Annotated in this window: 22 protein-coding genes; 14 read left to right on the top strand and 8 right to left on the bottom strand. The window is 63.3% G+C overall.

What is annotated here, in order from left to right; translation table 11 throughout:
- Window positions 1-142 precede the first annotated feature (142 nt).
- Together KKP04_RS08730 and KKP04_RS08725 are read left to right on the top strand one after the other, a co-directional pair.
- On the top strand, window positions 143-628 hold the full coding sequence (locus KKP04_RS08730; RefSeq protein WP_215029504.1) for a hypothetical protein: 486 nt from the start codon (window positions 143-145) through the stop codon (window positions 626-628).
- Window positions 510-1,907: a DNA-packaging protein gene (locus KKP04_RS08725; RefSeq protein ID WP_215029501.1), complete on the top strand. Its 1,398-nt coding sequence runs from the start codon at window positions 510-512 to the stop codon at window positions 1,905-1,907. The genes KKP04_RS08730 and KKP04_RS08725 overlap by 119 nt, the downstream gene beginning before the upstream one ends.
- A gap of 11 nt (window positions 1,908-1,918) precedes the next feature.
- On the opposite strand, the gene KKP04_RS08720 is transcribed toward KKP04_RS08725, so the two are convergent.
- The 3 genes from KKP04_RS08720 to KKP04_RS08710 form a co-directional block, all read right to left on the bottom strand.
- A complete protein-coding gene (locus tag KKP04_RS08720) occupies window positions 1,919-2,512 on the bottom strand; it encodes a hypothetical protein (RefSeq protein ID WP_215029498.1) in 594 nt (197 codons plus the stop codon).
- A gap of 285 nt (window positions 2,513-2,797) precedes the next feature.
- The gene (locus KKP04_RS08715; RefSeq protein WP_215029495.1) at window positions 2,798-3,196 is read right to left on the bottom strand and encodes a type II toxin-antitoxin system VapC family toxin; all 399 of its coding nucleotides are present in this window, start codon (window positions 3,194-3,196) and stop codon (window positions 2,798-2,800) included.
- Window positions 3,197-3,538: an antitoxin gene (locus KKP04_RS08710; protein WP_371818741.1), complete on the bottom strand. Its 342-nt coding sequence runs from the start codon at window positions 3,536-3,538 to the stop codon at window positions 3,197-3,199.
- Between KKP04_RS08710 and KKP04_RS08705 the strand changes: the two genes are divergently transcribed.
- The 10 genes from KKP04_RS08705 (at window position 3,530) to KKP04_RS08660 (ending at window position 13,152) form a co-directional block, all read left to right on the top strand.
- Complete coding sequence (locus KKP04_RS08705) at window positions 3,530-5,443, top strand: portal protein (RefSeq protein WP_215029492.1); 1,914 nt, start codon at window positions 3,530-3,532, stop codon at window positions 5,441-5,443. The genes KKP04_RS08710 and KKP04_RS08705 overlap by 9 nt on opposite strands.
- Window positions 5,444-5,471: 28 nt before the next feature.
- Window positions 5,472-6,197 carry a hypothetical protein gene (locus KKP04_RS08700; RefSeq protein ID WP_215029489.1) on the top strand — a complete coding sequence of 242 codons (726 nt, stop codon included), beginning with the start codon at window positions 5,472-5,474 and terminating at the stop codon, window positions 6,195-6,197.
- A gap of 80 nt (window positions 6,198-6,277) precedes the next feature.
- Window positions 6,278-7,504 carry a P22 phage major capsid protein family protein gene (locus tag KKP04_RS08695; protein WP_215029487.1) on the top strand — a complete coding sequence of 409 codons (1,227 nt, stop codon included), beginning with the start codon at window positions 6,278-6,280 and terminating at the stop codon, window positions 7,502-7,504.
- Window positions 7,505-7,549: 45 nt separating this feature from the next.
- Entirely contained in the window at window positions 7,550-7,804 is a 255-nt protein-coding gene (locus KKP04_RS08690; RefSeq protein ID WP_215029484.1) for a hypothetical protein, read from the top strand.
- Window positions 7,801-8,097: a hypothetical protein gene (locus KKP04_RS08685; protein WP_215029481.1), complete on the top strand. Its 297-nt coding sequence runs from the start codon at window positions 7,801-7,803 to the stop codon at window positions 8,095-8,097. The genes KKP04_RS08690 and KKP04_RS08685 overlap by 4 nt, the downstream gene beginning before the upstream one ends.
- The gene (locus KKP04_RS08680; protein WP_215029478.1) at window positions 8,081-8,470 is read left to right on the top strand and encodes a hypothetical protein; all 390 of its coding nucleotides are present in this window, start codon (window positions 8,081-8,083) and stop codon (window positions 8,468-8,470) included. The genes KKP04_RS08685 and KKP04_RS08680 overlap by 17 nt, the downstream gene beginning before the upstream one ends.
- 84 nt (window positions 8,471-8,554) lie before the next feature.
- Window positions 8,555-9,979, top strand: coding sequence for a hypothetical protein (locus tag KKP04_RS08675; protein WP_215029475.1), 1,425 nt, complete (start codon window positions 8,555-8,557; stop codon window positions 9,977-9,979).
- Window positions 9,980-9,989: 10 nt separating this feature from the next.
- A complete protein-coding gene (locus tag KKP04_RS08670; protein WP_215029472.1) occupies window positions 9,990-12,134 on the top strand; it encodes a glycoside hydrolase TIM-barrel-like domain-containing protein in 2,145 nt (714 codons plus the stop codon).
- Window positions 12,131-12,577: a hypothetical protein gene (locus tag KKP04_RS08665; protein ID WP_215029469.1), complete on the top strand. Its 447-nt coding sequence runs from the start codon at window positions 12,131-12,133 to the stop codon at window positions 12,575-12,577. The genes KKP04_RS08670 and KKP04_RS08665 overlap by 4 nt, the downstream gene beginning before the upstream one ends.
- Window positions 12,559-13,152, top strand: coding sequence for a hypothetical protein (locus tag KKP04_RS08660; RefSeq protein WP_215029466.1), 594 nt, complete (start codon window positions 12,559-12,561; stop codon window positions 13,150-13,152). Before KKP04_RS08665 ends, KKP04_RS08660 begins: the two co-directional genes overlap by 19 nt.
- A gap of 120 nt (window positions 13,153-13,272) precedes the next feature.
- Here KKP04_RS08660 and KKP04_RS08655 read toward each other — a convergent pair whose 3' ends face one another.
- On the bottom strand, window positions 13,273-13,656 hold the full coding sequence (locus KKP04_RS08655; protein WP_215029455.1) for a hypothetical protein: 384 nt from the start codon (window positions 13,654-13,656) through the stop codon (window positions 13,273-13,275).
- Between the two features lie 217 nt (window positions 13,657-13,873).
- Here KKP04_RS08655 and KKP04_RS08650 point away from each other — a divergent pair, with 217 nt between their 5' ends.
- Window positions 13,874-14,407 (top strand): cytochrome b, encoded by a 534-nt coding sequence (locus KKP04_RS08650; protein WP_215029453.1) that lies wholly within the window; start codon window positions 13,874-13,876, stop codon window positions 14,405-14,407.
- Between the two features lie 136 nt (window positions 14,408-14,543).
- Window positions 14,544-15,338 carry an enoyl-CoA hydratase/isomerase family protein gene (locus tag KKP04_RS08645; RefSeq protein ID WP_215029451.1) on the top strand — a complete coding sequence of 265 codons (795 nt, stop codon included), beginning with the start codon at window positions 14,544-14,546 and terminating at the stop codon, window positions 15,336-15,338.
- A 46-nt stretch (window positions 15,339-15,384) separates the two neighbouring features.
- Here KKP04_RS08645 and KKP04_RS08640 read toward each other — a convergent pair whose 3' ends face one another.
- The 4 genes from KKP04_RS08640 to KKP04_RS08625 form a co-directional block, all read right to left on the bottom strand.
- Window positions 15,385-18,183: a hypothetical protein gene (locus KKP04_RS08640; RefSeq protein WP_215029448.1), complete on the bottom strand. Its 2,799-nt coding sequence runs from the start codon at window positions 18,181-18,183 to the stop codon at window positions 15,385-15,387.
- A gap of 164 nt (window positions 18,184-18,347) precedes the next feature.
- Window positions 18,348-19,268: an ROK family protein gene (locus KKP04_RS08635; protein WP_215029445.1), complete on the bottom strand. Its 921-nt coding sequence runs from the start codon at window positions 19,266-19,268 to the stop codon at window positions 18,348-18,350.
- Window positions 19,265-20,653: an alpha,alpha-trehalose-phosphate synthase (UDP-forming) gene (gene otsA / locus KKP04_RS08630; protein WP_215029442.1), complete on the bottom strand. Its 1,389-nt coding sequence runs from the start codon at window positions 20,651-20,653 to the stop codon at window positions 19,265-19,267. The genes KKP04_RS08635 and otsA overlap by 4 nt, the downstream gene beginning before the upstream one ends.
- Window positions 20,650-22,446 (bottom strand): glycoside hydrolase family 15 protein, encoded by a 1,797-nt coding sequence (locus KKP04_RS08625; RefSeq protein ID WP_215029439.1) that lies wholly within the window; start codon window positions 22,444-22,446, stop codon window positions 20,650-20,652. Before KKP04_RS08625 ends, otsA begins: the two co-directional genes overlap by 4 nt.
- Window position 22,447: the final 1 nt, after the last annotated feature.

Here is a 22,447-nt window from a genome sequence, read left to right as displayed (position 1 = left end):
CGACGGTGACTTCCACTATCAATTCATATAGTCGCAGAACGCTTGCAGATGATGCCAAGCGCAAATGGGAACGCTGAAGTCCGCCGTTCCAGACAAGTCTGCCACTTCTCTGAAAAATTCCCGTCATCTCTTACGAGGTCCTATGGGCACCGATCTCGAAGTCTTGCGACCGCGAGGTCGCGGACGTCCGACGCTTTACAACGCGGCCTACTGCGATCGCGTGCTGGAACTCGCCGCCGAGGGTTGCTGCAAGGCCGAAATCGCCGCCGCGCTCCATGTCAGTGTGAAGACGCTCACCGCCTGGACCAAGGCACATCACGAGTTTCACGATGCAATGATCCGAGCCAAGGAACTCGAATACGCATGGTGGCTCGCCGCCGGGCGCAAAGGCCAGTTCATGCGCACGTGGAATGCCGGGGGTTGGGCGCTTCAGATGCGCAACCGTTTCCGCAAGCGCTTCCGCGACAAGCTTCCGCCAGCGCGCGAGGAAAACCCGGAGGACAGCGTGAATGCCGAGCAACTCCGCGAGGAAATGGAGCGCAAGCTTTCTCGCATCGCTGACACCGGAGCGGAGGTCGGACTTCCTCTCGCAACTGACGCAAAGGGAACTGAAAAGCCTCAGGTTTGATTGGGCCTTCTGGGCCAGATCCGAACAGCGCGAACCGCCGGGCGACTGGCACACGTGGCTGATCCTGGCGGGACGCGGCGCGGGCAAGACGCGCACGGGCGCCGAGTGGGTGCGCGCGTGCATCTGCGGGCCGACGCCGCTCGCGGCCGGGCGCTATTCACGTTTCGCGCTCGTGGCGGAGACGGCTGCGGATGCGCGTGACGTGATCGTGGAGGGGCCGAGCGGCCTTCTCGCCATCCATCCGCGCGGCTTTCGTCCGAAGTTCGAGCCGTCGAAGCGTCGCCTCACCTGGCCGAACGGCGCGATTGCGATGCTCTACAATGCGACCGAGCCGGATCAGTTGCGCGGCCCGCAGCATGACGCAGCGTGGTGCGACGAACTCGCGAAGTGGCGTTATGCACGCGAAACGTGGGACATGTTGCAGTTCGGTCTCCGGCTCGGCGACGATCCGCGCCAGATTGTGACCACGACGCCACGCCCCATTGCGATTATTCGCGAATTCCTCGCCAAGGAGGGTCATGGCGTCGTCTTGACGCGCGGCAGCACGTATGACAATCGCGCTAATCTGGCGCAAAATTACTTTAATACGATTGTTAGAAGTTACGAAGGCACAAGACTCGGGAGGCAGGAAATCAATGCAGAACTCTTGGACGACGTTGCTGGCGCTCTTTGGACGCGATTTATGCTGGATCAGCACCGCATTGCTCGGGGAACTCCGCTTCCCCGGTTTGACCGTGTTGTGGTGGGGATCGACCCCGCGGCGCGCCCAAGCGGGGCGGGTGATAAGACTTCAGAAACTGGGATTGTCGTCTGTGGCCTCGGCGAAGACGGTCGCGGCTACGTCCTTGACGATCTCTCCAACCGACAAGGGCCAATGGGCTGGGCTCAAAAAGCCGTCGCGGGCTTCGACAGGTACGAAGCAGACGCCGTGGTGGTCGAGATAAACCAGGGCGGCGCGATGGTGGAAACGGTGCTGCGCGCGGTGCGTGGCGGGCTGCCGATCCGGGCGGTTCGCGCGACCCGTGGCAAGACCGTGCGCGCGGAGCCGATCGCCGCGCTGTATGCGCAGGGCCGCGTGAGCCATGTGGGCGCGTTCCCGACGCTCGAAGATCAGATGGTGCAGTTCACGCCGTTCGGCATCGAGGGGGACGGCGCGGCCGACCGCGTCGATGCGCTCGTGTGGGCGCTCGCCGACTTGTTCCCGCGCATGATGAAGCCGCAGCATGATGTGGAGTGGCAAGGTGAGGTGAGTGGCGGCTTGGGTGGCTGGCTCCTTTGAAATGGGCTTGCCTACTCGCCGTTGACGGAAAGACTTAAGTCAGTTGACTTTACCGGTAAGCTGATGGCTTCTTTAGCACCAAGGAGTCCTTGGTTATGCAGTTGAACGTTACGAAAACGTCCAAACCACTCCTCTGCTTGACGATAGGAAGGTGCTAACAAGAAGCTGTTTGGATCAACGCCAGAAGGGTGGCTAAAAAATACAATTTCATGAAGTGGCTGCCCCAAATCATTTACATAAATCTTTAGTGACAGTTTTCTAATCCGCTCCTCGGATCGTTTTGAGCCAGTCACTCCGCCCATAACAAGACCAACCGGCCCAAGAAGGAGTGCACCTGCTGTTGCCCCGAAGACTTGGCTCCCTCTATTCGTCTTCTGAATTAAGGTTCCATCCTTCTCAATAGCGACGTCCACTAAGTCCGCAAAGCGGAACAGCTGTAACGGGCGATTCCATCCCGCTATAATAAACTGCTCAGTTGTAATATCGAATCCAAGAACGGTGGATCCGTCTGGGGAAGCATATTGAACATCAGGCTTGAAATTCGGCACAGAAGCGAGAGTGCCAAGTTGTTTTTCACGCAGCTTTGCCTGCCCATTGGCCGCCAAAAAGCCGAAAAAAAATCAATCCCAAAAATATGAAAAGCACCCATATCATCAGTTGTTGCCTTTTTCTTAGCCCGCTTATCGTTGATACAGATCAAGCACACTTAACTCAACCTAAAATAGAAATTTATGCACAACCTCTTGCTGTGGCCATTAGTCACTCACAGCAGACTTCCCGTTGCCTCCCGCTAACAAGGGGCCTCCCGTGCCTAAAATCAACATCGTTCGGGAGGCGCGGGAGCGCCTCGAAGCCGCATGGCTGACGGGATCGCGGGAACTATGAAGGTATCATTTCAGCCAGTTTTCGAATTGAAGCCCGTCGATGCGGGCAAACTCGCGTTCATTGGCCGTCACCAGCGTGCATCCGAGTGCGATGGCATGGGCGGCGATAAGCATGTCGTTTGCGCTTATCGGGATGCCCCTTTTTTCGAGGCCGGTTCGAAGATCCGCGTAGGCTATATCCGCAGGAGACTCGAAAGGCAGAATATCGAGAGTTTGCAAGATCGCCTCCAACTGCCGAGTCAAGCGCGGGGCATTTCTCTTGGCGACGCCGAAACGCAACTCGCAGGCCACAATGATACTCGTGCAGACATTTGCCTCCCCGACATCGCGGATTCGCTTTGCGATATTTCCTGCCGGGTTTCGAACCAAGTCTGAAATAATGTTCGTATCGAGCAAGTACCTCATTCAAAAGTCGACCGGCTCGGCAGGCAGATCTTCGATCTCCGGGAACTCCTCGTCCAAAGGCTCTAGCGTGTCGAGAAGTTCGAGCAGGGACAACTTCCTTGCCGGCTCAATGATCAGCTTGTCGCCCTCTTTGCGCATGATGGCATCTTCCCCCGGCAGTTCGAACTCACGCGGGATGCGGACAGCCTGATTACGCCCGTTCTTGAACAATTTCACATGACGTTCCATTCCCACGTTTGTCTCCTTGGCATATGCCGCAGCATAGGCCGCATCCCGGCTTCCGTCCACAACAGTGTTGACCGAAAGCGCCCCCGCAGCGCCAAAGAGGTTCCCTTGCTCCAAATCGACATCGTTCGGGAGGCGCGGGAGCGCCTCGAAGCCGCATGGTTGCAGGATCGCGAGAACCGCGAAGATGCGTTCACCGATCTGAAGTTCCTCGCGGGCGACCAGTGGCCCGCCGCCGTGCGCCAGCAGCGCGAGGCGCAGAGCCGCCCGTGTCTCACCATCAACCGCTTGCCGCAATTCGTGCATCAGGTGGCGAACAGCGTGCGCATGAACCCGCCGCAGATCAAGGCGATCCCGGCGGGAGGCGCGGCGACGGAAGCGCTGGCGGAGATCTATTCCGGCCTGTTCCGGCACATCCAGTATCGCTCCAACGCAACGCATGTCTTCGCGCATGCTGTCTATTATGCGGTCGCGTGCGGCATCGGCCATTTCCGCCTCGCCACCGACTATGTGGACGACAACGCCTTCGAGCAGGAAATCCTGATCCGGCGCATCCAGCATCCGCTTTCGGTGTTCTGGGATCCGGCGGCCATCGAGCCGAGCCGTGCGGACGCCGAATATTGCCTCGTGTCCGAGATGATCGGGAAGAAGGAGTTCGAGGCGCGCTACCCCGACGCGGCGGCGACCGATTTCGACACGCCCGCCGACGGCAGCGCCGAAAGCGGCCTGTTCTGGGCGAGCCGCGACGCGGTGCGTGTGTGCGAATACTGGGTGAAGCGCCCGGTGGAACGCACCATCGCGCGGCTCGCACGCGGCGAAACGGTGGACATCACCGAGGTCGACCCGGCGGAACTGCCGCGCCTCGGCATCGTGGCGACACGCAAGGTGCGCTCGCACAAGGTGGAACGCTATCTCCTTTCGGGTAGCGAGGTGCTTGAAGGCCCAAACGCCTGGGCTGGGCGGCACATCCCGATTTTCCCGGTGATCGGCGCGGAAACGGCGCTGGAGACGAAAACCGTCCGCTCTGGCCTCATCCGCGCAGCGCGAGACCCGCAGCAGCTTTACAATTTCTGGCGCTCGGCGGCCGCCGAAGCCATCGCGCTCGCGCCGCGTTCGCCGTTCCTTGCCACGCCCGCCATGATCGCCAAGTTCAAGGGCCAGTGGGACACGCAGAATACCGTCGCGCGGCCGTATCTCCTCTATGAGCCCGACCCGGACGCGCCGGGCAGCCGCCCGATGCGCGAACCCCCGCCGGACGTGCCGACCGCCCTCACCCAGGAAAGCGCCATCGCCGCCGACGAGATGAAGGCGACGACCGGCATCTACGACGCCGCGCTTGGCGCGCGTTCGAACGAGATTTCGGGCGTGGCCATTCGCGCGCGTGAAAATCAAGGCGGCAATGCCGCGCTGCACTATCAGGACAATCTGATGGCGACGCTGCATCATCTCGGCAAGGCGCTGATCGACCTCGTGCCGAAGATCTACGACAGCGAGCGGACGCTTCGCATCATGCGCGAGGACGACAGCCACGATCCCGTGCGCATCAACGCCGCCGTTATGGGCGTCGACGGCAAGCCGATGCTGCTGAACGACCTCAGCCAAGGCGTTTACGATGTGCGCGTGAAGATCGGCCCGGCCTACGCCACGCGCCGCTCGGAGGCGGCCGATGCGATGCTTCAGTTCATCCGCGCCGTGCCGCAGGCGGCGGGTCTCGCGGGCGATCTCGTGGCGAAGACCATGGACTGGCCGGGCGCCGACGAAATCGCGGCGCGCCTCAAGCGCACGCTGCCGCCGCAGGTCACGGGCGAAACGCCTCCGCCCGAGGTTCAGGCCGCGCAGGCGCGTCAGCAAGCGCTTGCCGAAGCCGAACTTGCCCGCGCACAAAGTCTCGCTGCGAAGTCCGGCGCGGACGCGGCGAAGGCCGAAGCCGCCGCCCAACAGGCCGCCCTCGATGCCGCGAAGGCCGAAGCCGAACTCAAAGCGAAGGGTTTGGCTGCCGAAGGCCCCGCCGCCGCCATCTAGTTTTCTCCCATCAGCAAAAGGACCGCGCATGACCACCCCCGACGACACCACGTCGGCGGACGAAGCCGCCTTGGCTATTTCCGCCTTTCAGGACGATGCGAGCGAAGCCGGAGGCCGCAATGGCCCTGCACAGCGCAAGGGCGCGCCCCGCAAGGCCCGGGTCGACCGCCTCATTCGCGACAAGGAGGTTGCCGACGCCCTCGCGCAGACGAGCGCGGCGCAAGCGCAGGCGCTTCGCCAGCGGTTGCAGAACGCCGGCCGGCCGCAGGATTACCGCACGCCCGAGGACTACACTCGCGCCGTGGCCGAGCAGGCCGTGCGCGAGGTCGGTGCGGAAATTCTGGCGCGGCAAGCGGAACAGGCGCGGGAGATCGCATCGCGCGCCGCCTATGACGCGTGGGGCGAATCCACCGCCGCCTTCCGCGAAAGGGTGCCCGACTTCGACGAGGTGGCGCACAATCCGAACCTTGCCGTCACGCCGATCATGGCCGAAGCAATCCGCGAAACGCCGCTAGGGGCGGAGATTGCCTATTTCCTCGGCAAGAATCCGGGCGAAGCCGCGCGCCTCGCGGCGCTGCCGCCGGTCAGTCAGGTGATGGCAATCGCGCGGCTCGAAGCCCGGCTCGACACCGCGCAGTCTGCCATCAGCCGCGCTCCAGAGCCAATCGGCGCGCTCACCGGGCGCGGCGGCAGCGCGGCCAAGCCGCTCGACCAGATGAGCTTCGACGAATATCGCCGCGCCCGCGGCTTCTGACGCATCCCGGCAAACGGCTGTCCGTCCGGCGCCCCGCCTCGAAACAGGCGCGCCTCCCTCAATCCAAGGAGCCTCCCCGCATGGCCTCTACCCTCCTCACACCGAGTCTCATCGCCAAAGAAGGTTTGATGCAGCTCGACAATAATCTCGTGGCCGCGAAGATGGTCTATCGCGCCTACGAGGCCGAATTCGGTGAATCGAAGATCGGCGACACGCTCACCATCCGGAAGCCGGTGAAATATGCCGTCCGTTCCGGCTCTGTCGCGCAGATGCAGGACGCGACCGAAGGCAAGGTGCAGATCAAGGTTGACACGCAACGGGGCGTAGACCTTCGCTTCCCGACGAAAGACCTCACGCTCTCCATCGACCGCTTTGCCGAGCGCTATCTGAAGCATCCCATGATCGCACTGGCGAACCAGGTCGATCTCGACGTGCTGTCGCTCTACAAGTCGGTTTGGAACTGGGTCGGCACGCCGGGGAAGACGCTCGACGGCTATAAAGCCTTCATCGCCGCGCCGCAGCGCCTCGACGAAATGGCGGTGCCGAGCCCGCGCACGGCTTGCCTCTCGCCCGCTGACTTCTATGGCATGGCGTCGAGCTTCACGAGCCTGCACGTGCCGGATGTGGCGAAGACCGCGCTCGAAAAGTCGCGCCTTCCGCTCGTCGGCAACACCGACTGCTACGCCTCGCAGAACGTCGTCAACTACACGGTGGGCAATCATGCGGGCACGCCGGTGATCTCAGGCGCGGCTCAAGCGAGCGGTGTAACCACCTGGCTCGCCGCGAAGGACACGGACGAAACGACTATCCTCGTGGACGGCCTGACGGCGGGCGCAACGCTCAACGCGGGCGACGTTTTCACCATCGCGGGTGTCTACGCCGTGAACCCCGTCACGAAGCAGGTGCTGCCGTATCTCCAGCAGTTCGTCGTGAAAGCGCCCGTCACCGCAACCGGCGCAACCGACGCGTTGACGATCTCGCCCGCGATCATCGTCTCAGGCCAGTATCAGACGGTGGGCGCGGCACCTGCGGCCAACGCGGCGCTGACATTCGCGGGCACGGCGGGCGCCAACTATCCGCAGAACCTCGTCTTCCATGAGAACGCGTTCGCGCTCTGCATGGTGCCGATGGAACTGCCGGAGGGCGCGGCCAAGAAGGCGCGGCAGAGCTACAACGGTCTCTCGATCCGCGTCATCTGCGATTACGACATCGTCAATGACATCAACATGTGGCGGCTCGACATCCTCTATGGCGTCAAGCCGATCTACCCCGACCTCGCCACGCGCCTTTCCGGCTCGGCCGCGTAAAGCCGCGAGCGCAGCGCCTATCGCCCTCATATCAGGAGAACACCCATGCCCGTTCGCCATCTCTCCGACGGCAACCCCGACGGCACCGTGCTCGGCCAGAGCGCGAGCGACCTCATCTCGTTTTACAACGCCACGCCATCCCCGCAGCGCTTCGGGTCCGCGCAGGCGGCGGTGCCCGATTCGGCGCCAACCAATGTCGAGCCTTACGGCTTCACCGAAGCCCAGGCGCAAGCGATCGTCACGCTCCTGAACGAGATCCGCGCGACCCTCGTCGGCCTGGGCCTGATGAAAGGCGCGTGATGCACGCCGACACACGGCTCTGGATGTACCGGAAGGGCGAAGCTCGCCTTTTCGGTAACGTGCGCGACGTGCCGCACGGGGAGGGCTGGCAGCGCTTTCCCGTCCTCGACGGCAGCGCAGCGGAGGACGCATCGCCGGATGCGGGCGCGCCCGAAACCGAAGCGCTCGACACACTGTCCCGTCGGCGCCTTCTCGAACTTGCCGCCGAGTGCGGCCTGAAGGTCGATCCCGGCTGGACGAAAGCGCGGCTTCGACAAGCGCTCGGCGAGGTTCTGCATGACTACAGCGCGTGACGTCATCACCGGCGCGTACCGGCGGCTGGGCCTTCTGCCGCTCGGCGCGAACCTCGATCCGGCGCGCGCCGTCGCCGGGCTGAATGCCTACGCCGGCATGCTGTCGGCATGGGCCGCCGACGGCATCGTCGCGGGCAGCGTAACACCGGAGACCGCCGACCTCGACGACGATTTCCCGCTTCCGGCGCGTTTCGTGGAAGGGGCGAAAGCGCTGCTTGCGGTCGAACTGGCGAGCGAAAGCGGCATCGAGGCGCAATCCTCGATCCAGAGCCGCGCGAAGAAGGCTTATGCGGCAATGCTTGCCGCCTTCGTCAACGCGCCGGGCGCAGCGCAGGACCGGGCGCTCACCGCGCTGCCGAGCCAACGCCGATAAAACGGGGCGGCGCCACCCGCCGCCCCGCGCTCGAACGCTCTCAACCCGTCAACCGCCGTGGCGGTCAAGCTCCTGAGGCATGTCATGGTTTCCGTCGAATTCGGTCACACGTCGAACAAGGACAAAAGCGGCTTCGTGTCGAACCAGCGCCTTCTCAACGGCTATGCCGAGGCCATGGGACAGGCGGCGAAGGCCTCGCTTCCGGTTTACGCGGTGCCGGGCACAAGCCGTTTCGACCGGGGCGCGACCGGGCTCGACGGCCCGTGCCGGGGCATGCTCTATGTCTATGGCAAGGGGCTTTACGTGGTTGCCGGTTCCCGCGCCGCGCTGTTCGACGATGCGGGCAACGCGACACAGCTTACTGGCGAAATCGCGGGCGGCGGCATGGTCATCATGGCCGCGAACCAGGAAGCCGACCCGAAGATCGGCATCGTCGCCGACGACATTTATTACGTGCTCGATACCGCGACGAACGCCATCGCCGGGGCGGAGATCACGAGCCTGCCCGCGCCGAATAGCGTAACCTTCCTGGACGGATATCTCGTCTTCTCCATCGCGGACGGGCGCATCTTCCACACCGCGCTGAACGATGCGGAAACGGTGAACGCGCTTTCCTTCGCCACCGCCACGAGCCGTTCGGACGGGCTTCGCCGCGTCGTCACCCATCGCGGCGCGCTGATTGCGCTCGGCGAGGCGAGCCTCGAAATCTGGGAGAACGCGGGCACGACGCCGTTTGCCTTCGCGCCAATCCGCGCCGACATCGACATCGGCTGCATCGCGGAGCACACGGTCGCGAGCGTGGCGGATTCGCTCCTGTTCGTGGATCATAACGGCGTCGTCCGCCAACTCACCGGCTCGGAGCCGCAGCGCATCTCCACCCACGCCATAGAGCGGGCCATCGCCGCGTTGTCATGGGACGAGCGGCGCGCGCTTCATGCCGTTTACACGCATTTCAACGGGCACGATTTCTATGCCATCACGAGCCCATACTGGACGTTCGAATTCGACCTCTCAACGGGGCTCTGGCATGAGCGCGCCAGCGGCGACCTCCGCTATTGGACGGCGCGCGGACATGCCTCATTCAATGGCAAGGTTGTCATCGGTTCAAGCCTCGACGCCAGTCTTCACGCGCTGGACGACGCATCCTATACGGCCAGCGGCCAGCCTTACCTCTTTCTCGCGCAGTCCGCGCCGCTGCACGCCTTCCCGAACGGTCTCATCGTCGACCAACTCGACGTGGACATCATTCCGGGGGTCGGTATCACGGGCGACGACGAGGAGGCCGCCGACCCGAAGCTCATGCTGGACTGGTCGGACGACGGCGGCGCGACATGGGTTGGCGGGCGCGTTGCCGCGCTCGGGCGCGTGGGCGAGCGCTTTGCTGTCGTGAGTTTCCACCAGCTCGGCGCGGCGCCACGCGGCGGACGAACGTTTCGCCTCGCGTCGTCGTCGCCGGTGATGCGCGGCATCCTGTCGGCTAAAGCGCGCGTGCGCGCCATCGCGCCATGAGGTCCGCATCATGAGCGGAAAGGACAATCTTTTCAGCCCGTTCGGCTTCTCGGTCGACGGCAGGGGCCGCGTCGACAACAACACGCGCGCATTCCTTACCAAGTTCACGGGACGCATCGGCCCCGCCATCCCCGATCTCGAAAGCGACGCGTCATGGACCGAGGTGGCCGCCACGGCGAACGCGCTCATCCGCGAATTTGCCGCGCAAGGCTGGATCGACAGGGGCTTCGATGCGAACGAAACGGCCTATGCCAGCGCCATCCGCGCCGTGACCATGATCCCCGCCGCGACCGAGTTCGCCTATGCGCCCTATGAGGTGGTGCGCGACCAGATCGTGACCGGCGCGGAATATGTCGCCACCGAAAACGGCTTCAGCATCCATGACCGCGATCTGTGGCTTGTCGCCTATAGCGCCGCGAAGAAGGCCGGGCGCATCGGCAACGCCGCATGCGACTGGGCGACCTCGCTCAACCTGATGCAGAGCCAGTTGCCTAACGTGAAGCTCGTGAACCTGTTCGTGTCGTGGTACGGCACCGACCTTCGCGCGGGCGAGTGCAAACTCGTGCCGGGCGTCACGCGGGCGAGCTTCGAGACGATGCCGCACCGCTGGAGCTGCGCCGGCATGTCCCGCACCGAGGCGCATGTCGTTTCGCAGGTGGACGGCAACGCGGCGTTCGGCGGCACGCCGGATGACATTTCGCTGATCGACTGCATCAAGGAACTGAAGGCGCGCAAGCTCGAAGTCGCGTTTACGCCGTTCATCCTGATGGATATTCCGGCGGGCAACACTCTGCCGGATCCGTATTCGGGCGGCGCTAGCCAGCCGGTCTATCCCTGGCGCGGACGCATCACCAAGGCTTACGGCACGGCGGGCGAGTCGGCCGAGGTCGAGGCGGAAGTTGCGGCGTTCGTGGAGCCGTATCGCGCCTTCGTGCTGCACTACGCGCAGCTTTGCGCCGACGCGGGGGGCGTCGACATTTTTCTGCTCGGCACGGAGCTTCGCGGCCTCACATGGCTGCGAGGCGCGGACGGCGGCTATCCGTTCGTGGCGGCGCTGAAGCAACTCGCGGCGGACGTGAAAGCCATCCTGCCGGGCGCACAGCTTTCCTACGCCGCCGACTGGTCCGAATGGTTCGGCCACCAGCCGCCCGACGGTTCCGGCGACGCGATCTTCCATCTCGACGCGCTGTGGGCTGACCCGAACATCGACGCCATCGCCTTCGACAATTATTGGCCGCTCTCGGATTGGCGCGACGGCACGCCCAACATCGACTGCGCGCTGAAGGACGACGGCACGCTGACGGCCATCAGCGATTACGACTACCTGATGGGCAATATCAGGGGCGGCGAGGGTTACGACTGGTATTATGCCGGCACTGCCGACCGCGACGCGCAGGTGCGCTCGCCGATCACCGACGGGGGCTACAACAAGCCGTGGATCTACCGCTACAAGGATATATTAGGCTGGTGGTCGAACGCCCATTTCGACCGCCACGGCGGCGTCGAGGCGACGGAGCCGACGGCGTGGGTGCCATGCTCCAAGCCGTTCTGGTTCACCGAACTCGGCTGCCCCTCCATCGACAAGGGATCGAACCAGCCGAACGTGTTCTACGACCCGAAATCGGCGGAAAGCGGCGTGCCGTATTACTCGACCGGCCTGCCGGACAACCTCATCCAGCGCCGTTATCTGCATTCGATGCTGCGCTTCTTCGACGAGACGGACGGCGCTTTCGATGAGGCGAACAATCCGCAAAGCACCGTTTATGACGGCCGCATGGTCGATGTGTCCCGCATCATGATCTACACGTGGGACGCGCGGCCCTATCCCTATTTCCCGCTTTCCTGGTGGGTCTGGAGCGATGCCGCGAACTGGTCCTACGGCCACTGGATCGCGGGCAAGCTATCGACCTATGCCTTGCCGACGGAGCTTGACAGCATGGCCAAGACGACGACCTACGCGCCCCGCCACCCCTATATCGTGGACCCGGCGACGGGCAAGCTCGACAAGCAGTATGCGGATTTCTTCCAGAGCATCGAGTTCGCAAAGGGCGGCGCGATCGCAAACGTGCCGCTTGAGCCGACCACATCGGAAGCCGCCGCCGCGATCAATTCATTGCTTGCGGTGCTTCGCGCACAGAACAGGCTCGCCACATGAATAGGGGCGTCATACGCCAGGCGGACGAGGGCGATGTCGCCCGTTTCGTGGAACTGGGCTTGCGGTTCTATGCCGAGGAAGGCGGACGCCGCGTCGATCCCCGCGCGCTTGCCCGCTTCGCCTTCGCGCAAATTGGTGAGCCGGGGCGCGTGCTGCTCGCGGCGAAGGAGCCCGCGGCGGCCTTCCTCGCCGGGATGATCGCGCCACATTACCTCACGGGCGAGCCGACCGCGTTCAAGACGGCGTGGTACGCGCTGCCCGACGCGCGCGGGTACGGCGCCCATCTGCTCCGCGCCTTCGAGGTGTGGGCGAAGGAAATGGGCGCAGCGCGGCTCATCGTTGCAGGGCGCGCGCCGCGCACGCTTGCGCTGCTCGAACGGCTTCAGTTTCAGCCTCTCGAAACAGTCTACGCAAAGGATCTCCCATGGCAGAAGCAGCAGTAACGGCCCTTCTTGGTGGCGCAACTTCGGCGGCGGCCTCCTATCTTGGCGCGCAGACGACGGCGAAGGCCGCGAAGGAGGCGGCCGCGCTTCAGCAGAAGCGTTACGAACAGGCTGTGAGCTATCAGCAGCCTTATCTCACGGCGGGCACGAACGCGCTCACGCTCTACAACGACGCGACCGGCGCGACCGGATCGGATGCGCAGAAGGCCTATTATGAGAGCTTCCAGACCGATCCCGGCTTCACCGCAAGCGTGAATTACGGGTTGAGCAAGATCGAGGCATCCGCGGCGGCGAGCGGCATGGGGCTGTCCGGCAATACGCTTGCCGCGCTTCAGGATTACTCGCAGACGTCGCTTTCAAACGCTTATCAGACCCGTCTGAACAACCTCTACAAGACGGCGACGCTTGGCGCCAGCGCGGCGAATGCGCTGACGAGCGCGGCTACGTCGAGCGCGTCTTCGACAAGCAGCACGCTCCTTGCTGCGGCGTCGTCCGAGGCGTCGGCCCTGACGAGTGCGGTCAACTCGCTCACCGGCTCCGCCAAAAGCCTCGCCTCCTATTACTACGGATCCTGACAATCCGCTGCCGTCCGGGCCGCAGGTTCGGTGCGCAGCCAACCGACAGGGGCATCGCATGTGATCGGCGGGCGCGCCCCTCACCCTGCCCTTTTTCCGGTGAAGCCGGAGAGGGAACGGTCACATCGCGAACGATCCGAACCAGATGAGAAGAGAGGCGAACCCACCGAGGCCAAGCCCGACATGGGTATAGAGCAGCGCGACGCCGCCCTGCTTCGACCTCTGCGCGACAATCGGCGCTATGAAGCCCGAGAACAGCGAGAGCGCGAACAGCCCGGCCGCCGCCGTGCCGAATTGTCCCGCCGCTGCCGTTCCGCTCGGCGCCGCGCCCCGGATAACGACGGCAACCTGCTCCAGCCCCGCCATGCCGAGAAGGATATGGGCGCCGAGCACAAGCTTCGCGGCGCGCCTGCGTTGCAGGAACAAGGCGAACAGATACAATCCGAGCGCGGCGGCGGCAGTCGTTATCGTGAGGATGATGAAAGGAATAAGCTCCGGCGACATCAACTCCCCTCCCTGATGCGAGGCTGTTCGCGACTTAGACGAATTCCAGTTTCTTTTGGAACCGCTCTGGCTCGAACGTGTCCTTACACATTGAACGCGGCGCTCACTTCGTCCGTCAACCCGATCCTGTCTCAATCGAGAGCGGGGGCGTCCTTGGCGGTACGGACGGCTGCGTTCATCGCATCCCGTTTCAGGAAGTAACGAGCTGGAGCAAGCAATGAATTTTCGTTACGGGCCGTGGGCCCGCACCTTCCATTGGACGATTGCAATCCTGGCTTTTTTCATGCTCGCGCTTGGCGCTTACATGACGAAAGGCATAGCCCCTGACGATCCGATACGCGGCCAGCTTTACAGTCTCCACAAGGCGACCGGCGCGCTCATCCTGTTTCTGGTGCTGATCCGCCTCCTTGTGCGCTTCAACAACGACCCTCCGATGCTCGACGATCAGCCCGCACTGATCCGCATCGGCTCCCGGCTGAACCATTACGCGCTGTATCTCATGCTCATCGCGCAGCCGCTGGTGGGCATCCTGTTCTCCCAGGCTGCGAACCGCCCCGTGAGCTTCTACGGCCTCTTCAATTTGCCGACGCTGATCGACCAGCAGCCAAAGCCCGTAGTGGAAAATCTCGCCGCCGCGCATCAGATCGGCGCGGGCATCCTCGTTCTGCTGATCGCGCTGCACATCGCCGGCGGGCTGTATCACTGGCTTATCAAGCGTGACGGTGTGATGGGCCGCATGGCCTGGTGGTGAGCCGTCCGGCAGGACGTGAAAGCGAAAGCCTACTTTCGTCAGCGCGTCGCGCGGGTTCGTGACAGGGAAGCTGATATCCGTCAAGGTGATGCCGCGAATGCGAGATTCGCGGCATCACGGACATGAGCGAGACGGCATGAAAACCGATTTTCCGGAGCAAACCCTCCTTTTCACCGTCGAGGACGGTATCGCCCGCATCACGATCAATCGCGCCGAGGCACGCAACGCCTTCACGTTCGAGATGTACGAAAACCTCGCCGAAGCGTGCGAAGCCGCGAACGCGGATTCGTCGGTAAGGGCGCTGATCATCACGGGCGCGGGCGACAAGGCTTTTTCCGCCGGAACCGACATCTCGCTGTTTCGAGCGTTTCAGAAGCCGGAGGACGCCATCGGTTATGAAAGCTTCATGGAGCGCGTGCTTTCGGCCATCGAAACCTGCCGTGTCCCGACGATAGCAGCGATTGCGGGCGCATGCACCGGAGGCGGCGGCGCAATCGCGGCGTGCTGCGACCTGCGCATCGGGATGGCAAACGCGAAGTTCGGCATTCCCATCGCGCGCACGCTCGGCAATTGCCTTTCCGTGGCGAACCTCGCGCGGCTTTCGGCTTTGATCGGCGTCGCGCGGGTGAAGCATATGATCCTAACCGCGCGGCTGATCGAGGCCGACGAAGCGCTCGGCATCGGCCTTCTGAACGAGGTCGTTTCCGACCGCTCCGCCCTCGATGCACGCGCGACGGAACTCGCCACCGAAATCGCGAGCTTCGCGCCGCTGACGCTTCGCGCGACCAAGGAAGGCTTGCGGCGCGTCCAGGCGGCCAAGCGGCAGGCCGACGATCAGGATCTGATCCTCATGTGCTACATGAGCGAGGACTTTCGCGAAGGTATGGCGGCGTTTCTGGCGAAACGCAAACCGGACTGGAACGGCCGTTAATGATTTACATCCCGGCCTGACGACGCGAGGGCCGGGATGAACGATGCTACCGGCATGCTTTTCCGGGCTCGGTTTCCCGAAGCAGCGAAAGCACGCAGTTTCGTGTCTTCACATTGTGAGCGGAATAGATCTGCCCGTCGAGAAACGCCTGAAGAGGCGGCGACACCCACCAACTGAGTGAGACGCTTTTATACTGCGCCAGCTCCTTGGTTTTCTCTCGGATGCGCATCGCGCGAGTCTTTTGTTTCGTGACTTCGTCCTTGTTCGAGAATTTCAGGACCTCCTTCAGGAAGAAGTTTTCTCGCGGCTGCGGGCAGATGCTGATCTGCGCGACGGAGCGGACGCCACCGTTAAGCTGCTTCACCCGGTCGGGCAGTTCCACGATGGTGCCGTAACCGCGCGCGATGCGAGTCGAATTCAACGTCAGTATGTCCGACACAGCGGCGCCGGGCCGGAAGTCGGCCTGATCGGGAATGCGCGGGCTGGTGCCCGGATCGCTTCCAAGGCCGCAGACGCTCGTGTCCTTGAACCAGTCGGGCTCGCTCGACACCTGAAGAATGAAGGGCTTCAGCCTGCTATCCTCAGCCTTGAGCGCGGCGGCGATTTCGAGCGCGGTCACGGCGCCGGAATTGTCGAAGTAGCCGCCGTCGACCACGCTGTCGACGATCTGCGCGCGCCTGTCCCGGATGCCCGCATGCGGCGACACGAAGGGCGAGCGCGAACTCACGCCGGCGGCCGAACTGAGGCGCACGTCGATCGAGACCGGCTTCCTGTCCTTGCAGCGCGCACGCGCCACCGGGCTGAAAAACGACGGCAATTTGCGGGAAATCTCGTCGAGCGTGCTGACGGCAGGATAGGCGTTCGTGGTCGAGTCGCGATACGGAGAGCAAAGTAGTTCGTGCAGGTCGTAGGCGTCGATGAAGAGCGCGTCGCCGGACTTTGTCGGCTCGGTCATCCTGACCGGCGTCACGATCACGCGGCGGCCGGTTTCGTTCGATGCCGCGTTGAGGAACAGAAGCGGCGTCCAGCTCGCGGGCGTCGGCGCCATAGCCAGAAGCGGCCCGGACAAGGGCGATGTCGCGCGCGTCGTGCCGTAGATGCCATTGAACGCGTCCTCCCAGGCTGTTTCGAGCACGCCCGCCCTGTCGAGCACGAAGGGGAGCCGCGACAGGGTCAGCACATCGCGGGCGAGGAAGCCGATGGAAACCGGCGAGATGAAATCGTTCGAAAGCGCGGCCTGAAGCGCATCCTTGTATCCCACGAAATCGGTAAGAAAGGCGCGTGTCAGCGGTTCGGCGCCGCCGCTTGTCCGGACTTCGTTGGCGGCCTCAAGGTTGGCCGTTGCAACATTCGGGAACCAGAGCCGCTGGCGAAACAGAGCGGCCCTGAGATCTTCGGTGCTCGTCGCCTGATGCGTCTTCAGCGCGCTTGTGTAGAAGGCCGCGCCGACGGAACTACCCGACACGCTCGAAATTGCGAAAAGCTGAAGATGGAAAGGACGCCCCGCGCTGGTCTTCGCCTGTTCGAGGCTGTCGTCCTCCAGCGAACCAAGGACGCTTGCGAGGAGGAAAGCCGCGCGGCTGCCGCCGCCTTCACCCGACACGATGATGGGACGAGGGCAATCGGCAAGCTCTTTTGCGTCCGGCGCGAGCCATTCGCAACCGCGCGCGTCCCAGCCGCTGGCGGTTTTCCAGCCCTTGACCGCGTCGGTGAAGCGCGCGGGGCGGAGCGTCGACCGCTGGTCTTCCGTTATTGTGGCGACGCGAACGTCGTGCCCGTCGCCGACGAAGAACGTAAGGCCGATGGCGACGACAATGATCGCCGCGATGAACGGAAACTGAAAGCGGTTCGAGAGCAGCGCGAGGAACGCGATGAAAGGCAGCCACGCACCGAACACCACGAACAGGAACGAGGCGCGTTTCAGGTAGAGCGTGTCGCCGATGAAATCGAGCGTCTGCTGAACGCCGGGGCTGGATGTCAGATCCGGGAATGAAAACAGCCGCTGCATCGTCTCAGAGTAAGACATGAAATGGATGGCGACGAGGATCAGCAGAAACACCGTGAGGCGGATCATGTACCGCCACATGAATTCCTTGACGCGCTGCGCCGCGATCCAGGTCTCCATGCCGAGCCAGGCGGGTTTCAGGCCGGACAGATGAATGTCCATGCCTTCGAGGTCGTGCGTGGTCTTCCGCGTGAAGCGCTCGATGCGGATCAGGGAGCGCTTGAAGCCTTCGGCATCCCTTGTTTCGCGGCGTGCCATGGCGCGGCCGTAGCCGCGCAGGAAAACATCGCGAAAGATCACCAGCACCAACACCACGGCCGTGGCTATGAGAAGCGTGATGAGATGCGTTTCGAGCAGGCTGCGGATCGGAGCTTCGTATTTGTTGCCGCCATCCTGCAAGGGCACGGGCAGGTTGTTCGCGGCGACCACGATGCCGACCAGCACCGCTATGAAGGCGAAGACGACGAACAGGCTCGGCAGCCGGAAGATGTAGAACTTGAATCGCTCCTCGCTGTCGATGCCGATAACGTCGTAATTCTGCTGGAGCAGGAGCCGCGACGTGAAGACGAGCGGCAGCGCCCAGATAAAGATGCCGATGGCGTAGAAGCCTGCCCAGTAGACGATCTCCTGCGCCCAATAGGGGCGCGCGTCGAACAGGAGATCCTGCACCTGCGGCAGGCTCGAAAACGCGAAAAGCGCAATGACGAGGCTCAACACGCTGAAGAACGAGATGCCGACCGCCGCGCGCAGGAAAAGCCTGATGCGCGAGACCCGCCGTGGGGCGCTGCCTGTCGGAGCCGGCTGGCTCGTGGGTGGGGAAGCTGTCTCGGTTTCCAACATTCGGCCCGCGCTCCTGGCTGAAACGGCTTGAGGAATGCGCGAGGCTTGACGCAACCATTCGGCCCGATCATGGCGAGCGGTGCGTGGATCGATCAATTTTGAGGGATATTGTCCAGATTGTCGCGAACTGTATCTTCGCGGTCCGCTTTGCGTGGCCGCAAATGTCAGCGGGCGCGAACCGGCGCGATCGCGAGGCCGAAGAACGCCGGGTCTTCCTTCAGCATGAGGGCGATGGGCACTCTCTTCAGCCTGGCCGACATTGGTCCTTTCGCCTCGAACGCTGCACGCATCGCGCCCGGATCGAACGCGGCGCAGCCCCTGGCCACGCTGCCGACGAGGAACACACCATCCCATGCCGTGTAGGCGAGCGTGAGATCGCCAAGCACGCTTCCGGTGATTTCGGCGAAAAGCCGGACCGTTGCCGCGGCTGCGGGATCGTGCGCGGCATTGGCGCAGATGCTGCGCGCGCCAAGCCCGTCATCGCGGCCGAGCAATGCGGCATGAAGATGGGCGATACCGCGCCCTGAAAGTGCGTGCTCGACGGAAGGAAAAGCGGATCGCAAACCGGCGGCGGCAGCATCCGGCAGGCGCAGCGACATATGCCCCGCCTCGCTCGGGCATGACACCCAGACGTTCGCCACCTTGAAGAGCGCCGCCGCGCCGAAGCCGGTGCCGATATTCGCGATGAGGAGGCGCCTTGCGCGGCTCAGGTCCGGTGCCGGGCCGCTCAACAGCGCATAATCCGGCTCCGACAAGGTCAGCGCGCAATAGGCCGCCGCCTCGACATCGTTGAGCAGCGTGCAAGGCGCGCCCGCCTCCGCCTCGATCTCCGCCTCGCGGATCGTCCAGGCGATGTTGGTGAGATGGATTTCGCCGGCCTCGACAGGTCCCGCCGCGCCGATGGCAACCGAAGCACAGCCCCGAAAACCGCCGGTCTCGGCTGCATAGACGCGCATGGCATGAATGAAGCTCTCGAACCGCGCGCCCTGATAGGCGCGGCGCTCCGCGACGACGAGGCCATCGAACACGCGCGCGAAGCGTACATTCGTGCCGCCCACGTCGGCGATGAGACGCCACGGCGTCACGCAACGACCTCCGGCGCACCTTCGGCCAGAACCTTGAGGAAGCTCTTGCGCCAGAACGCGACGTCATGCGCGCGAATGCGAGATATGAGCGCGGCGTGGCGCTCCACGCGCTCTTCGAGCGGCATGCGAAGCGCGGTCTGCATCGCGTTCGCCATGTCATCGATGTCGTAAGGGTTCACGATCAGCGCCTCTTCGAGTTCCTCCGCCGCGCCCGCGAATTTGGACAGCACGAGCACGCCTGGATCATCCTCATCCTGCGCGGCTACGTATTCCTTGGCAACAAGGTTCATGCCGTCGCGAAGCGGCGTGACAAGGCCGACCTCGCTGCCCCTGAACAGAGCCGCCAGCGTGTCGCGCGGCATGGCCCGGTGGACGTAGCGCAACGGCGTCCAGTCGAAATCGCCGAACTCGCCATTGATCGCGCCGGAAAGGCCTTCCAACTCCTCGCGGATGTTGGCGTAGGCCTCCACCTCGATGCGGGTTGGCGGCGCGATCTGCATCAGCGTCACGGCCTTCCAGTGCTCGGGGTGCATTTCGAGGAACTTGCGAAACGCCTTGAAGCGCTCGGGCAGGCCCTTCGTGTAATCGAGGCGGTCCACGCCGATGATGTGCGAGCGCACCACCGTGCGGCGGTTGAGCCGCTCGATCTGCGAGGCGGCCTCCGCCGTTTGAGCGGCATTGGCGAATTCGTCGACATCGATGCCGATAGGAAAGGCGCGCGCGATCACTGTCCGGCCGTAAGCGCGAACCCTGTCGCCGTCCAGGATTTCGCCGTTTGCGTGGTTCTCGATGAAGCGGTGGAAATTGCTGACGTCGTTTTCTGTCTGGAAGCCGATCACGTCGAACTGGAACAGCGCCTCGACAAGCCATTCATGCGTCGGGATCGCTTGCAGCAGCTCTGGCGGCGGAAACGGGACATGCAGGAAGAAGCCGAGCCGCTGCTTCGCGCCAAGCGCTCGCAATTCGCTGGCGAATGAAATCAGGTGGTAGTCATGCGCCCAGACGACGTCGTCCGGCCCAAGAAGCGGAGCGAGCGCAGTCGCGAAGTTCCGGTTGACGCGCTTGTAGCCTTCGAAATAGGCCGGTTCGAACTGCACGAGGTCGAGACGGTAGTGGCAAACAGGCCAGAGCACCTTGTTCGCGAAGCCGAGATAGTATTCTTCGTAGTCCCGCTCCGTCATCGGAATGGTGGCGGTCGTGACTGCGCCATTGACGTTCAACGACACCGCCCCGGGCTCGCCTTCCTCGACCAGCTTGCCGTCCCAGCCGAACCAGATGCCGCCGACCGTGCGCAACGCGTCGCCGAGCGCGACCGCAAGGCCGCCGGATTGCACCTGGGCTTCGAGATCCGCGACACGGTTCGAAACGATGACGAGACGGCTCAAACGAAAGCCTCCCATGGCTTGGACAGGCGCGTTGCCCCGTTGATGATGCCGACCATGGAGTAAGTCTGAGGGAAATTGCCCCAGGCCGCCCCCGTGACCGGATCGGTATCCTCAGACATAAGTCCCAAATGGTTACGGGCGTTCAAAAGAGACTGGAAAATCTCACGCGCCTGCTCTTTTTTTCCGACGCGCGCCAGCGCATCGAGTCGCCAGAATGCGCAGATGTTGAAGGCCGTCTCGGGAACGCCGAAATCGTCGGCTGCTTCATAACGCATCATGAACGGCCCGCGACCCAAAACCCTTTCAAGCTGGGCGACAGTGGAAAGGAAGCGCGGGTCCTGTCCGTCGATGAATCCAAGTTCTCCCATCAGAAGCACGCTCGCGTCCAGATATTCGCCGCCAAAGCTTTCAACGAAAGCCTTGCGCTTGTCCGACCATGCGCAAGTAACAATCTTATGCCTGATAAGTTCGGCTCGTTCGCGCCAGAACGCGACCCGGTTGTGTTCGCCGACATAGGAGGCAAGCTTCGACAGGCGGTCGCACGCCGCCCAGCACATGACGCTTGACGAGGTGTGCACGCGGGCGCGGTTGCGCAGCTCCCAGATGCCGGCGTCCGGCACGTCGTGCAGTTTGAACGCCTGCTCGCCGACATGTTCGAGCCGGCGGAAATCTTCCACGCCTGCGCGTGTCAGGAGGCGCTTGTCGATGAATGCCTGAGCCGCCCCAAGGATGAGATTTCCATAGGTGTCATGCTGGAAATGTTCATAGGCCTGATTGCCGACACGCACCGGGCGGTTATCCACGCCGCTTGCGCTCTGAAACCCGGGCAGACATGGTGCCGTGCTTTCGAGCAAAGCTTTCTCAAGCGCGATTCCATAGACGGGCTGGATGTGCTCTTCCGATGAAGCGACGATGTTCATGATCCAGCGATAATAATTCTCCAGCGTTCGGCCGGCCGAGAGACTCGTCAGCGCGCGGATCACGAAATAGGCGTCACGCACCCAGCAATAGCGGTAATCCCAGTTGCGGCCCGTACCCGGCGCTTCGGGGATGCTCGTCGTCATAGCGGCGACGATGGCGCCTGTCGGTTCGTAGGAGCACAGCTTCAGCGTGATGGCCGCGCGGATCACCGCCTCCTGCCATTCGGGCTGAAGCGACAGTCTGCCGCTCCAATTCTGCCAATAGACGGTCGTCTGTTCCTCAAAATCGCGGGCAATGTTGAAGGCGCTGTCCCCCAGCGTCTCGTCCGGCCCCATCACGAAATGGATCGGTTCGGTGAGATTGAAGAGAGTCTCCTCCAGCACGTAGTCGACAGGTGCGTCGGTGGTAACGCGCACCGTCATGCCGGGGCCGATGAAGCGGATGTGGTTCGAGCCCGATGTGATCTGTGGCTCCACCGCGCCATAGCGGAAGCGAGGCCGGATTTTGACGCGGATGCGCGGCGAGCCGTCCTTTACGGCGACGGTGCGGATCAGCGTCTTGGGGCGAAAGGGCCGGTTGCGCGTGGAGAAGCGAGGGATGAAGTCAGTGACCTGCACCGAGCCGCTTTCCGCATGCAGCACCGTTTTGAGAATGGCCGTGTTCGGAACGTAGTATTGCTCGGTCGATTTCAGGTCCGGCACCTCGATCGTGAAAGCGCCGTCGTCGGGATTGCCGCTCTCGCTTCCGAGAAGCTGATGAAACACCGGATCGCCATCGAAACGCGGCAGGCAGCACCACACGATACGGGCGCTTTTGTCGACGAGGGCGCTGATATTGCAGTTACCAATAAGGCCCAGATCGAGATTAGACATC

The organism is Rhodomicrobium sp. Az07 (assembly GCF_018619475.1).
GTDB lineage: Bacteria > Pseudomonadota > Alphaproteobacteria > Rhizobiales > Rhodomicrobiaceae > Rhodomicrobium.
The sequence above is the reverse complement of the archived record's forward strand: the minus strand, read 5'-3'. Positions and strand labels throughout refer to the sequence as shown.

What these genes read in the sequence shown, in the direction of transcription:
- KKP04_RS08655 (WP_215029455.1), bottom strand. Translation starts at nt 13,656, where the DNA reads ATGTCGCCGGAGCTTATTCCTTTCATCATCCTCACGATAACGACTGCC.
- KKP04_RS08690 (WP_215029484.1), top strand. Translation starts at nt 7,550, where the DNA reads ATGCCCGTTCGCCATCTCTCCGACGGCAACCCCGACGGCACCGTGCTC.
- KKP04_RS08675 (WP_215029475.1), top strand. Translation starts at nt 8,555, where the DNA reads ATGGTTTCCGTCGAATTCGGTCACACGTCGAACAAGGACAAAAGCGGC.
- KKP04_RS08670 (WP_215029472.1), top strand. Translation starts at nt 9,990, where the DNA reads ATGAGCGGAAAGGACAATCTTTTCAGCCCGTTCGGCTTCTCGGTCGAC.
- KKP04_RS08640 (WP_215029448.1), bottom strand. Translation starts at nt 18,183, where the DNA reads ATGTTGGAAACCGAGACAGCTTCCCCACCCACGAGCCAGCCGGCTCCG.
- KKP04_RS08680 (WP_215029478.1), top strand. Translation starts at nt 8,081, where the DNA reads ATGACTACAGCGCGTGACGTCATCACCGGCGCGTACCGGCGGCTGGGC.
- KKP04_RS08650 (WP_215029453.1), top strand. Translation starts at nt 13,874, where the DNA reads ATGAATTTTCGTTACGGGCCGTGGGCCCGCACCTTCCATTGGACGATT.
- KKP04_RS08700 (WP_215029489.1), top strand. Translation starts at nt 5,472, where the DNA reads ATGACCACCCCCGACGACACCACGTCGGCGGACGAAGCCGCCTTGGCT.
- KKP04_RS08660 (WP_215029466.1), top strand. Translation starts at nt 12,559, where the DNA reads ATGGCAGAAGCAGCAGTAACGGCCCTTCTTGGTGGCGCAACTTCGGCG.
- KKP04_RS08730 (WP_215029504.1), top strand. Translation starts at nt 143, where the DNA reads ATGGGCACCGATCTCGAAGTCTTGCGACCGCGAGGTCGCGGACGTCCG.
- KKP04_RS08665 (WP_215029469.1), top strand. Translation starts at nt 12,131, where the DNA reads ATGAATAGGGGCGTCATACGCCAGGCGGACGAGGGCGATGTCGCCCGT.
- KKP04_RS08725 (WP_215029501.1), top strand. Translation starts at nt 510, where the DNA reads ATGCCGAGCAACTCCGCGAGGAAATGGAGCGCAAGCTTTCTCGCATCG.
- KKP04_RS08695 (WP_215029487.1), top strand. Translation starts at nt 6,278, where the DNA reads ATGGCCTCTACCCTCCTCACACCGAGTCTCATCGCCAAAGAAGGTTTG.
- KKP04_RS08625 (WP_215029439.1), bottom strand. Translation starts at nt 22,446, where the DNA reads ATGTCTAATCTCGATCTGGGCCTTATTGGTAACTGCAATATCAGCGCC.
- KKP04_RS08645 (WP_215029451.1), top strand. Translation starts at nt 14,544, where the DNA reads ATGAAAACCGATTTTCCGGAGCAAACCCTCCTTTTCACCGTCGAGGAC.
- KKP04_RS08715 (WP_215029495.1), bottom strand. Translation starts at nt 3,196, where the DNA reads ATGAGGTACTTGCTCGATACGAACATTATTTCAGACTTGGTTCGAAAC.